Annotated in this window: 11 protein-coding genes; 2 read left to right on the top strand and 9 right to left on the bottom strand. The window is 51.8% G+C overall.

Annotated features, from left to right (window positions below; genetic code table 11):
* Window positions 1–8 precede the first annotated feature (8 nt).
* Window positions 9–1,112, bottom strand: a complete 1,104-nt coding sequence (locus tag JMI88_RS05520; RefSeq protein ID WP_201360757.1) for a hypothetical protein — start codon at window positions 1,110–1,112, stop codon at window positions 9–11.
* A 127-nt stretch (window positions 1,113–1,239) separates the two neighbouring features.
* Entirely contained in the window at window positions 1,240–1,380 is a 141-nt protein-coding gene (locus JMI88_RS05515) for a hypothetical protein (protein ID WP_201360756.1), read from the bottom strand.
* Window positions 1,381–1,715: 335 nt separating this feature from the next.
* Here JMI88_RS05515 and JMI88_RS05510 point away from each other — a divergent pair, with 335 nt between their 5' ends.
* Window positions 1,716–2,660, top strand: a complete 945-nt coding sequence (locus JMI88_RS05510) for a universal stress protein (RefSeq protein WP_201360755.1) — start codon at window positions 1,716–1,718, stop codon at window positions 2,658–2,660.
* 54 nt (window positions 2,661–2,714) lie between these two features.
* Here JMI88_RS05510 and JMI88_RS05505 read toward each other — a convergent pair whose 3' ends face one another.
* The 4 genes from JMI88_RS05505 to JMI88_RS05490 all read right to left on the bottom strand — a co-directional run bounded on the left by JMI88_RS05505 (window position 2,715) and on the right by JMI88_RS05490 (window position 7,867).
* The gene (locus JMI88_RS05505; RefSeq protein WP_201360754.1) at window positions 2,715–3,392 is read right to left on the bottom strand and encodes an HAD hydrolase-like protein; all 678 of its coding nucleotides are present in this window, start codon (window positions 3,390–3,392) and stop codon (window positions 2,715–2,717) included.
* Window positions 3,393–3,669: 277 nt separating this feature from the next.
* A complete protein-coding gene (locus JMI88_RS05500) occupies window positions 3,670–5,115 on the bottom strand; it encodes a tagaturonate epimerase family protein (protein ID WP_201360753.1) in 1,446 nt (481 codons plus the stop codon).
* Window positions 5,116–5,117: 2 nt separating this feature from the next.
* A complete protein-coding gene (gene uxaC / locus JMI88_RS05495) occupies window positions 5,118–6,530 on the bottom strand; it encodes a glucuronate isomerase (RefSeq protein ID WP_201360752.1) in 1,413 nt (470 codons plus the stop codon).
* Between the two features lie 17 nt (window positions 6,531–6,547).
* Window positions 6,548–7,867: a Gfo/Idh/MocA family oxidoreductase gene (locus JMI88_RS05490; protein WP_201360751.1), complete on the bottom strand. Its 1,320-nt coding sequence runs from the start codon at window positions 7,865–7,867 to the stop codon at window positions 6,548–6,550.
* Between the two features lie 304 nt (window positions 7,868–8,171).
* Between JMI88_RS05490 and JMI88_RS05485 the strand changes: the two genes are divergently transcribed.
* On the top strand, window positions 8,172–9,230 hold the full coding sequence (locus tag JMI88_RS05485) for a LacI family DNA-binding transcriptional regulator (RefSeq protein WP_201360750.1): 1,059 nt from the start codon (window positions 8,172–8,174) through the stop codon (window positions 9,228–9,230).
* A gap of 83 nt (window positions 9,231–9,313) precedes the next feature.
* Here JMI88_RS05485 and modA read toward each other — a convergent pair whose 3' ends face one another.
* The 3 genes from modA to JMI88_RS05470 all read right to left on the bottom strand — a co-directional run bounded on the left by modA (window position 9,314) and on the right by JMI88_RS05470 (window position 12,202).
* The gene (gene modA, locus JMI88_RS05480; protein ID WP_201360749.1) at window positions 9,314–10,156 is read right to left on the bottom strand and encodes a molybdate ABC transporter substrate-binding protein; all 843 of its coding nucleotides are present in this window, start codon (window positions 10,154–10,156) and stop codon (window positions 9,314–9,316) included.
* A gap of 506 nt (window positions 10,157–10,662) precedes the next feature.
* A complete protein-coding gene (locus tag JMI88_RS05475) occupies window positions 10,663–11,529 on the bottom strand; it encodes an alpha/beta fold hydrolase (RefSeq protein ID WP_201360748.1) in 867 nt (288 codons plus the stop codon).
* Window positions 11,492–12,202, bottom strand: coding sequence for a TMEM175 family protein (locus JMI88_RS05470; protein ID WP_201360747.1), 711 nt, complete (start codon window positions 12,200–12,202; stop codon window positions 11,492–11,494). Before JMI88_RS05470 ends, JMI88_RS05475 begins: the two co-directional genes overlap by 38 nt.
* Between the last annotated feature and the right edge of the window lie 212 nt (window positions 12,203–12,414).

Here is a 12,414-nt window from a genome sequence, read left to right as displayed (position 1 = left end):
GCTTCGACCTATGGGGTAGGTGTGGAGGAAGGTTGACCCTTGCTCAGGCGTACAGTACCGCACATGATCGGATTATACTGGGCTGGATCGTTGAGATTAGTACCATAGTGAACCTGTGCAGCCCAGCCGTTGTCCGGAATCGATGTGACGTTTGGGAACGTTTTAGTCAGGGTGGCCGTACCCTGGGAATCAGCGGTCAGGGTTCCCAGATTATAAACGATGTTGCCGATAGTCTGGCAGGTGCCTGTATGCAGATGAGCAGCGTGATTAGAGTTGGGAGCCAGGCCATGCACGTTCATCTGCACCGTCAGTGTGCCATTAGCCAGACTGAGCTGAGCAACGCCATTACTTTGCTCATTAGGATCAGCAGTTGGGCCTATTATAGCAGAGAATGTGTTGCCAGCGGCTCCTGGGGCTGTACCTGTAGCGACAGCTGTACTTGTCTCAGTAACCGTACCGGTTGCTGTGGCAGTTGCGCTAGCTGGATTATATGGCTTGATATTACCGCAGGCGATAGCTACTTTTTGTGCAGCTGCTGTACCCGTACCATTATAGATCTGGATACGCATATTAGATGCGGTCAATGGCGTGGTCACGCTAGTGATGGTAGCGGTATTCTTGATATTTCCGGTTGCGTCTGCCGTCAATGTGGTCGAATAGAGGCTAGTCGCTGCTGCTGTTGGTGCCGCCGTAGAGGTGCTTGTACCCGTGGGTGCTGGGGTCGCTGCGGTGCTAGTAGCGGCCCCGGCGGCTGCTCCAGTCGTGGGGCAGGTGCTCTGTTCAATATGGACAGGATGGGGACTGTTTGGCGTAAAGCCGATCAAGTTCGGATTTAGAGTAAGTGACTTGCTGCCGGCATTGTATGTCATGCGAATGACGCCGTTTGGCGTATGAACCATAACGGCACGCGCAGTGACCGCTGCCGTTGCCGTACCCGTTGCCGAGACAGTACCTGTTGCCGCAACTCCAGGAGGAGCGACCAGCCCCGTCACAGCTGCCTTCGCATTGGTACCCAATGCAATAAAGACTGTTGTAAGGATGAGCGTACAAAGCGTCATGCTGATAAAGATGGCATGAGAAATCGTGCTTCTCTTTCGGGATGACTTAAACACTTTACTCCTCCTTTGATGATGAACGTGTAGACCGCATAGTTGTGAGCTTGTCTCGCTGTCATGTAAAACGGCACATTGGCAAGTCCGAAAAATTACTGCTCAGCTTCTAAATGACGGTCATATTATATTATGCAAGCATTGTTGGCAAAACTGCAATATCAGCAATATGCTCGGCTAGCATCAGGTGTTTTAAAATAAGGCATACATTGATCAGGATATCTTGCTCTGCTTGCGCAACTTTTCCAGCTGAATATAGTATTAATGCCATTCCTCCATCTGGTAAGCTTGCACATCCCACCATTATTTATAGTGAAATAGCTTGTATATTCAATTAAAACATCTTATAATTCATAAGATCTCTTGTACATGTACCTATTTTCTTCTTATTTGTCGGTAAGATTAAAAAAAGATATAAATTTCTCCGATACTTGTCGATAAAGAAATGTGAAGCTGGCTGATTTGCATAGTATCTTTCAGCCTATGCTGTGATGAGAATGAGATGTACAGCTCGCTGTTGTGATGCCCTGGTGAGAACATATCTTTATGCTATGAGTAAAGAATGTATTTGTCCAGATGGGATAGTCGAGTTAGAGAGGTGCGCTCATGTTTAAACATATTCTGGTCCTGCTAGATGGATCACAGCGGGCTGAGCAAGCAATTATCCTGGCACAAAAGTTAAGTAGTCAGATACCCGTACGCCTCTCGCTTTTATCTGTCATTGATCCAGAATCAAAAGATCTGCGCCTCTCGCTCTCGAATGTTTTTGATGATCTCTCTACTGCTATTGAGGCGGAAGAGAAACGCATCACTGCGTATCTGATCAGCGTTGTCCAGAAATATCATCTCACAGATGTTCGTTTTCATTGCTATATCCAGGATGGGAGCGTTATTCCAACTATCTTGCGGGCGATCGAAGAATTGCAGTGTGATCTGGTAATTATGTGTAGCCATGGTCGATCTGAGCGGCGTTCTCAGCATCTGGGAGGGGTCGCGCAACAACTAACGCGGCACTGCCCCATCCCGCTACTGGTTTTGAAGAATGGAGAAGCCATTCCCACAACCGCCTACCCCGACCAGCGTCGTCCTCTGCACGCCATTGAAATCGCCGTAGCTTTGGACGGCACACCCGAGTCGGAGAAGGCCATTCTCCCGGCGGCCCAGCTGGTCGTGGCTATTGCTGCCCCCAATAAAGCCACCGTACACCTGGTGCATATCCTGCCCTTGCAGGCGCAGTCGATCAATGAAGGAATCAAGCGGCTCAGATATACACCAGAATACGAGCGCGCCTGTCACTATGTACATGAACTGGAGCGACGGCTGCAGGTAGAAGATGGTCTGAATATTATGACCACTTCCTCAGTGTTTCCAGCGGCGGATATCCCTTCTGCGCTGGCCTACTTTGCCGAGCAGCGTTATGGTAAAATCGCGGGTGGCAGTGATTTGCTGGCCATGTACTCACGTGGACGTCCAGACAGAGATCAGGCGTCCAGTGCGCACATGACCGAGGCCACTCTGAGTACTACAGATAAGCCAATCCTGATCATTTGATTGCTTATGAAAGCCTTCAGGCTTTCTCGCTACCTGCTGCACCTGTGTCGGGGATTAGAAATGAGCACGCAGATCGGCGAAGCGATTAAGGGTAAGCAACTGGCTATCCGTTGCCGGTTCAGTTATCTCTTCATGTTCGAGCACCCAGGTCTGTGGATGGGGCACATAAATAGCGTTGAGCCCGGCGGCCAGCGCTGGATTGATGTCGGATCGTGGTGAATTGCCGATCATCCAGGTGATTCGTGTTTGTAGCTCTAGCTGGCTGACAATCTGATGGTAGGTAGCGACATTTTTCTCTGGCACAATCAACACATTGTTGAAGATCTGCTCAATGCCCGAGCGCTCTACCTTCAGGCGCTGCTCCTCCTGGTCGCCTTTGGTCAGGAGCACAAGGTCATGGCGTGGTGCCAGGTATTCCAGTGTTTCCAGCACACCTTCTAGCAGCGTGAGCGGATGTGAATGGATCTGCTCTCCCAACTGGCGTACATACTGAAGCTGCTCATCACTGATGGTATCCTCGGCCAGTTGCTGATACGTAGCCAGTAGACTATTGGTGAAGTTGGTTGCCCCATAGCCCATCAAGCGCTCTGTCTCATTGAGCACCTGCCGCACCTCTTCATGGGACAGATTGGAGTGATCGAGAAAGCTGATGAAGTCATGAATGGCCTGCTCAAAGTAAACATTGTTTTCCCAGAGCGTATCATCCGCATCAACTAATAGATGTTGTCGCATTGTTCTCCTGCTTTGTTTTTACTGTTTTCATTTCTGTCCAGCGCATCTTCAAAAGGTTATACGTATAACTAATATTATACATATTAGCTCTGCGGATGTCAAAACATGGATGAGGAAGTGTAGCAACTCTTCGCGGACGGGCGCCTGCGCGCTCGAGCCCTGTTTTTATGATGAGTGACAGGAAAGGTACGCCGCACCTTTCCTGTCACTCATCAGGTTTTTTGTCTGCTTTTCAGAATATGTGATGCATCATATGTTCTGAAAAGCAGACATTTTGCTATTTCTGGGTTGATTGTTTGAATGGGGCGAGGTGTTTGTCAAAGTGGCGCTGGATGTAACCATAGTATCCGGGCAGGTTGGCGTGCAGAATACGCTGCAGGTCGGTGCCGTAGGTGTCGAGTACCGATCCGAAGGTGACGTGCAGGATCTGGCGCGGCGCGAACTGGTTTAGCAGTTCAGGTAGTTGCTCGTCGGTCAGGCGTTCGGCTGGTAGCGTTTCGTCCAGAACTGCGGAGACATGGTAGGTGCGCCGATCGTTTTCGTAGTGGTCACGCGTGAAGTCCCAGATCTCGCGGAACAGTGGGCGATCGACCGAAGCGATCAGGCGCAAGGCTTCCAGATAGCTGGTGCCAGCTGTTTTCAGGTGTACCAGTCCTCCTGTCGCTTGCATGGCGAGCGGATAGACCTCGAACTTGTCTGATCCGGTATGCAGGCTGAGCTTATAGCTGTTGTCAAAGTAGCGCATGATGCTGGCGTGCCCACCAATGTTTTGTGTCAGTTCGGCGATGTCGCCGATATAGCCGACCCCCTTCTCAAAGCGTCCGACGAAGCGCGGCGCCAGGCTCACAAAGGGAACCTGCAGGCGCTTGAGTTCAGCAGCGATGTAGAAATGTTCTAATAGTGCGGTGGTTGTTCCGGTTTCATCCACCGACATCTCCATTTCAAAGGGACGCTGACCCTGAAGCTGTTGCAGGCGTCGAGCCATACGTGCCGTGTGGGCCACCGCCCCACCATATTTGGCCAGGGCTTTGTACAGGTCCTCTTGCGTAAAGGTCAGCGTGCGGTCGTCCAATTCGAAGGCGCGCTGGTAGCGCTCACTGGTCTCTGCCAGCGTGGTCTGGAGATCGGCCCAGGGCAATTGCTCTACTTTATGGCGCAGCGTTTCAGCATCATCTGTCTCGACCGCGTCATCCACATAATCGCCGGGATCGATGGTGTAAAAGGTATAGCCAGCATCGACAAAAGGAGGAATATCCTCCAGTGTTTTCAAATGGTCGGCATCGGCTCCCCACGGCTCCTGCCAGCCAGCATGGAAAACGCCCCACATGGCGTCATCCACCACTTGTTGGGGCGTACGTCCCGTACGGCTATTCTCGCGCACAGATTGCTGGGCGTAGATGGGGGCGACGCCCGTTCCCCTCGTTGCCAATACATGGCCAGGCGTCGCAATTCCCAGGCGATCCCCAAAGCCAGCCGAAGTTTGCAAGCCCAATACCGCCGGCTGGAGCCAGGGAAGTCGCTGGCGTAAGACGGCCGCATTGTAGGCCGAGAGTGGTCCGATCAGGCTACCATCGGCCAGTGTATCGCCCTCAAAATCCGTGGTGACCCCCCGGACGAGTAGTTGACACTCTCCCGGCTTTTCGCAGTTGACCAGAGCATAGATAGTATCATCCCGTTTAGTCACGGACTCGGCAATCTGCGTAAATGGCTGTTGCTCAAACATAGTTATCCCTCCAGCCTGTAGCTTTGTTTTGCCAGCCGGTAGGCCAGATCAACAATCATCTCGTGGGCATCCTCTTCATCCACGATGCCTTCAACCACCAGTCTGGCCAGCCAATCGGCGCTCACACGGCGCCAGACATCGTGGCGGGCGGGGATAGACGGATAGGCGCGGGTATCATCGTTAAAGCCGGTCGTGTTGTAGATGCCTGCCGTCTCTACGGTATTGTCGAAGTAACGGCGCATACCCAGAACGCTATCAAAGAACCACCAGGGTGGACCCAGGCGCAGCGCTGGATAATGTCCGGCCAGCGGGGCCAGCTCGCGGCTATAAGTCGTTTCATCCAGATTGAACAGGATCAGCGAGAAGCGAGGATCGCGGCCGAATAGATCGAGCAGCGGTTTGAAGTTATGTGTGAACTCGCTGGCGGTCGGAATGTCGGCTCCCATGTCACGACCAAAGCGGGCCAGCAGGTCAGGATTGTGGTCACGTGAACTGCCAATATGGATCTGCATGACCAGTCCATCTTCCACGCTCATTCGGGCCAGCTCAATGAGCATATGGCCAGTGAAGCGCCGCGCATCTTCCGCGCTGGCTTCATTCTTCAAGGCACGCTGGAAGATCGCGTCAGCTTCATGCGCGCTCAGCCGTTCTGTATAGGCGCTCTGCGCGGCATGGTCCGTGGCGGTCGCACCCATCTCTTTGAAGAAACGCCGCCGCTGCTCCAGGGCCGTCAGATAGGTGCGATAGTCGCTGACATCGATCTCAGAAACCTCACCGAGCAGACGGATCTGTTCGGCGAAACCTGGTTGGATATTGACAACCGCGTCGGGTCGAAAGGTGGGAATCACGCGTCCGTGCCAGTCGGAGTCGCGCAACTTCTGGTGTTCTTCCAGCCTGGAAGTGGCGGCATCCGTAGTTGCCAGGATTTCTATTTTGAAGCGCTCAAACAGCCGCCGTGGTTGGAATTCTGGCTGTTGGAGCCGCTCAGCCAGCGCATCATAAATTGCCTGTGCATTGGCCGACGTAATTTTGTGCTCGATGCCGAAGATATCCTGTAGCTCATCGCGCAGCCAGAGGCTGGTCGGTGTGCCACGGAACAGGTACCAGTGATCACAGACCGTTTGCCAGATTTTGCGGTGATCCTTCTCGGTCGCGCCACCATCACGTCGCGGAATGCCCAGCTCTTCAAGGGCGATTCCCCGTGAGTAGAGCATACGAAAGACATAGTGGTCCGGGATAATCAAGAGGTCTACCGGGGAGCCCCAGTTATAATGCTCGCTGGCCAGCAGGCGCGGATCCACATGTCCATGTGGGCAGATCAAAGGAAGATCTTTTACCTGCGTATAGAGCGTGCGTGCCATCTGTCGTTGGGTGGGATCGCTTGCGAAGTAGCGGTCGTCTCGTGTTTGGGCCATCTTTCCCTCTCTTTGTATTACTGTGCCGCTTTAGTGGGCAGACGAAAAAGATCATCGATTTTGACCATCTGGCCCGTCTGCATTGACTGATTGGCGGCAATTCCTACCAGGATTGAGGCGGCACCATCGATATGTGACGCTGCCCGTCGATACGGATCATATGGAGGCTGAGGTGAAAATAAGTGCTCCAGCAATATCGGGTCCCCACCACCATGTCCTCCAACAGATTCCGGTACTTCTACAGTATATGGTACACCAAACATGGGGTACACACGGATACTCGTAGATTTGAATGGTCCCTTGCTAGCGCTCTCCTTGCCTTCCCCATCGCTTTGAATCTGGTGGATATTTTCCACGATATCCATTTCCAGACGGCCCTTGGTGCCAGTGATGGCGACCCGCAAGCCTTCCCAGGGAGAGTAGGCGATCAGAGAGTAAGAGAGCAGCACCCCGTTCTGGTAACGAGCGATTAGCCGCATTGTGTCTTCAATTGTAATCGGCTCGCCAAAGACGTTGCGATCCCGCAGGTAGCCCGTTTCTTTTTCTGCGTCCAGGTACAGGCCACGTAGCATCGGATTGGTCTCAAGCGTGAGCGCGAATGGATCATTGCGCGCCGCATCAACCCCGGTATAGCGTTGATAATCATAGCGCTCGCTGCGCTCCTCGGCGTTGTGCTGGCCATAGAACTGCAGGGCACCCATCGCGAAGACCTCGCTAGGATAGGTATCGAGCCACCAGTTGACCAGGTCGAAGTGGTGCGTAGCTTTATGCACAAATAGACCACCGCTATTCTGCTTCTCACGGTGCCAGCGGCGGAAATAGTCGGCGCCATGGCTGGTATCCAGCAGCCAGGCGAAATCCATCGCCAGCGGCTTCCCGATCACGCCGCGCATGATCTGTTCCCGGAAAGCCGTATACGCAGGCGTATAGCGATAGTTAAAGCTGACGCGCAAAGAGCGTCCGGTCCGTTCCTGGGCCTCGAAGATTGCCCTCATCTTCTCGATATCGATCGTCATCGGTTTTTCCGTGATGACATCACAGCCTAGCTCCATGGCCCGCACAATATAGATGTGATGGGTGCTATCCATTGTCGTCACAATGACTGTATCGGGCCGTGTTTCACCTATCATTTGCTCAAACTGCTCGGCCAGATAAGTTGGCAGAGGTGGTTCGCCAGTGCTTTCCTGGATGCGCTGATTATGCCAATCCATTCGCACCTGGCTCAGGTCACAGAGCGCCACCAGCTCCGCAATCTCATGGTAGGGGCCGAGAAGCGCGTCAATGAACATGCGTGAGCGCGATCCAGTGCCGACCAGTGCATAACGTTTTTTTTGCATTTACAACCTCTTTAAGAAATGAATTTTTCTGTATGACGATCGTATATGTGACCGGTAACATTACATATATGCACTATAAAATAATAAAAATCAAGTAAAGTCTGCTATGTTACGGCTTATTATTGGCATTATTTGTATTGACAGGCAGCTGTAAACTTCGGTATACTGTGACCGTTCACACCTTTTTTCTACAAAAGAAATAGCTCCAGGGATGGTACAGGGAACGCCTTTTTTGAGACATTGGTATTGATGGACGCGGATGCCATGGGTATCCTATGTCTGTCGGAGAGATGTTATCACGCGTATGGCTGTCAGGAAGAAGAAAAATACGATTCGCGATGTGGCGAAGCTGGCCGGCGTCTCTTATCAAACGGTATCGCGGGTGATGAATGAAAGCGAGAGCGTTGCCGAGGAGACGCGCAAGCGTGTACTGCAGGTGATGAAGGAGCTAGATTTTGTACCCAGCAAGGTTGCTCGCATGCTGACCACCCATCGATCGCATACGCTGGAGCTGATCGTGGTGAACATCCGCCACGGTGGGCGTTTTGCTGAATCTATTCAAACTATGGCTATGGCGGCTCGCGATGCTAGCTATGACCTACTCGTGACAATGACCGAGATCGAAAACCTGGGGGCGGCTCTGGAGAATGCGGCGGCCCGCCTGGTAGATGGTGTGATTATGCACGCACCTTCATTGGATATCAGCGACGAGCACCTGCTGGAGCTATGTGGGAGTATGCCGCTGGTCCGGCGCGACTACGTCCCCACCTCAAAGCTGGCCTGGGTCGGTTTTGACCAGGTCTACGCCACTCGTATAGCTGTAGAATATCTTATTCAACTCGGCCATCGCCAGATTGCGGCTATTCCTCCCTCACTAGACCTGATTAATGGACATCTACGGCATACAATCTGGCATAAGACCCTGTTGCGTCATGGTTTGCAACCAGGACCAATGTGCGCGTCCGAATATACTTTTAGCAGTGGCCATGCCGCTATGCAGCAACTACTGGCGACCGGCCAGCCGTTTACGGCAGTGATGGTTGGCTCGGACACTATGGCCCTGGGGGCGATGCGCGCCTTGCGCGAGCGCGGCCTGCGTATTCCAGCCGATGTTTCGGTAATCAGCTTCGATAATGCCGAACTGGCCGCTTTTACCGAACCACCTCTAACCACAATCGATTTCAACTTCGGCCAGCAGGATGCCACGGCCGTGAAATATCTCATTGAAATACTCAGTAATCCAGACATGAAATTGCATCAGCGTATTCTGTTACCAGACCTGATCGTTCGTGCGAGTACCTGTGAATTGCCTGCCGCTCGGGTGGCAGAACAATCTCAGGCTCCCAAAAATAGCGCTGACTAGCTGAGGAATGAGATACTTTCTTTGGATATGGAGGGAAAGGGAAGACCAATAAAGTAGTCCCTATTGGTCTTCCTGAGGTGGATTTATTTGTTGTTAGCCGTAATAAAGTGATATTTTTGCAATACGGCCTGTCCGTTGCTTGAGAGCACATAGTTAAGGAAGTCCCGGGCCTCTGTGCTATGCGGAGCGTTTTTGGTGACGGCGATCGGATATTGAGCGATCACATTAAAGCTATCAGGAATATCCAGCACCGTAACCTTATTGGCGACAGCATTGGTGACATCGGTGCGATAGACAAAGCCGGCATCCACCTCGCCTAACTGTACTTTCTGTACCACTGCCTTAACGTTCTCCTCTTGCGAGACAATATTCTTCTTCACATTTACTTCATAGCTCGCGCCATACTGAGGTGAGGCCCCCATTTTATCGAGCACCTGCTGACTATATTTGCCCGCAGGCACCGAGGCTGCGCCAACGTCAATCTTGACACCTGACTTGCTCAGATCTTTCAATGTAGTCACATTTTTATTGCCAACTGGCACAATGACCACCAGGCGGTTCTGTGCAAAAACCTTCGCACTCTCTACCAGTCCCGCCGCGTTGGCCTTCTTCATATTTGTCTGGTCGGCCGAAGCAAACACATCGGCTGGTGCTCCATTGGCTATTTGCTGTTCTAGCAGCTGCGAGCCATTGAAATTATATTTGATGCTCACATTGGGATGTTGTGCCTGATATTGCTTCGCTATTTCCGTAAAGGACTCAGTTAGCGAGGCCGCAGCAAATACCTGGAGTGAAATATTGGAAGTTGCCGGCTTCGAGGTCGTGCTGGCTGGCGCACTTCCCGTATCAGTGTTGCTGCCACCGCAGGCGGCCAGAAATAGAGCTAATAAGAGAAGAGCGCAGGCAACGGAACGAAATCGCTTCATAAATACTCCTCATAAGCATATATCTGTTTACATTTTTCTATATTAAGTACTCATCATAAGGGGAGCAAGGCAACGCCCATACTCATAGCATGAGTAATCATGCTATGAGTATACACTACTTTTAGAGGTCCCGGGTATATCTCTTTTGGTGGGTATTCTTGTTCAAGAAGGTGTTTTTCTTGTTTACGCCATCCAAATTTGTCCAGGTTAATTCAATCCTTATGGTGTCAAATCTGATGGCGCCGTCAAAACTGTGAACTGAAAGGCTTGTGATGGTTTCTTACACGTATTCGTGGCCCACATCTACATGCTGTACTATATTACACATCTAATACCTGTTGAAGAAAGCATCAAGAGCGCTACGGTCTCCTCGCACGAACCTGCAACGCTCGCCTTCTCTTTCACCAAACCAGGAAATGAGAGAATTTTGACTCATTCATAGCAGAAAGCAGAAATGTGGAGATATCCCCTGTTCACCAGGGGACGACATTCCGTGACAATCCCTTTCAAGTAGCCCTTTTTGCCGTGAGAAACCGGGTGACATGCTCGGCGATTACCTCTCCGTCTTCCTCTAGCGCAAAGTGACCGGTATCCAGCAGGTGCACCTCGCAGTTGGGGAGATCGTGCTTGAACGCCTCTGCGCCAGCTGGGCTAAAGATCGGATCATTCTTGCCCCACACGGCCAGGAGCGGCGGTTGATAGTGCCGGAAATACTCATGCCATTGGGGATAGCGCTGCGGATTGGTACGATAGTCCTCGAAGAGGGCTAATTGGATATCCGCATTGCCTGGCCGATCCAGTCCCAGTTGATCAAACGTCCAGGCATCGGGACTGATATGCTCTTTCTCGCGCACTCCGGTGGTGTATTGCCAGATCGTTGTCTCTCGTGTCAACAAGCCTCGTATGGGTTTCTCTGTTTCCGCATCGCGATGGGACCAGAACGGCCACGCCGCATCCCAGAAGGAAGTGAAGCCCTCGCGATAGGCATTGCCATTCTGGCTGATAATGGCCTTGATCCGCTCAGGATATTTGACTGCCAGACGAAATCCCACTGGAGCCCCATAATCCTGGACATAGATACTGAAGCGTTTGAGCTTGAGTGTGTCGAGGACCTTTTCTACGATCTCTTCCAGATGATCGAAGGTATAGGCGAACTGCTCGACACTCGGACTATTACTATAGCCATACCCCGGATAATCGGGTGCGACCACATGAAAGTGCTCGCCTAGAACGGGAAGAAGGTTCCGAAACATATGGGACGAAGATGGAAATCCGTGCAGCAATACGAGCGTCTGTGCATGCTGCTCTCCTGCCTCACGATAAAACACCTGAATGTCATCGACCTTTATATTTCGATAAGAAACGGTTGCCATGGTGATACCCCTTTCGATGGAAAGACATCGGAAATGCGTCCATGCTAGGTGCTCTAATGGTCCACACGACCCATAACGTGCCGCAGATGATGAGGGCCGCAGCGGGGCTCCAGAAGGTGATCCCCACAGCGACCAGATAGCAAGGGAAACCGATAAAAGAAAGGATCATGTTCGTGGGGGGGCGCCAGCCAGACGGATGGTTTCTGCAATGTTGCCGCACCACCACCCACCAGAGTAGATTGTAGGTGAAATTAAGAATCCCGATATAGCCAGCGTAAATAGCACTCGCGACCGAGGCCGCTGGCGTTGTCAAATAAGCTCCAAGCAGTGCCGTAGGGAAGGGAATCGCCGAAACGATGAGTAAGAGCATCCCATTGATAAAGAGTAGCCCTGTTTCCGCGTGTTCCGCCCATTGGAGCAGACGATGATGGTATACCCAGGCGATGAGCACTGTCACAAAACTGAACACGAAGGTCAGGTAGGTTGGCCACTTTGCCCCCAGGGCCTCTGCCAACGCGTGGGGGGTGATAGTAGTCAATACGGGCACCTGCAAATTGAGCGCGAGCAGTGTAATGGCGATCGCAAATATCCCATCGCTGAACGCTTCGAGCCGTTTTGTGCCCATGTCCGGTGACTGTGGTCGCTCTTGATCTTTTTGCGGATATAGCTGCATATGCGTTTCTTTCAGTCAGAATGTGTGTTATCTGAGAGTTACCTCGGTAACGTCTCTAGATCAAATGGCTTCGGCAGAACATGGGGAATTCCCTCCTCGATAAATTGTGGTAGCGCTACGGTATCCTCCGCAATCATAACTATATACATGGTAAAATGTATTTTGATTTGTATATAATGCTACCAGAAGGAAATATACTAGTCAATAGTGGT

The organism is Dictyobacter formicarum, from assembly GCF_016587435.1.
This window is presented reverse-complemented; position numbering and strand designations above follow the sequence as displayed.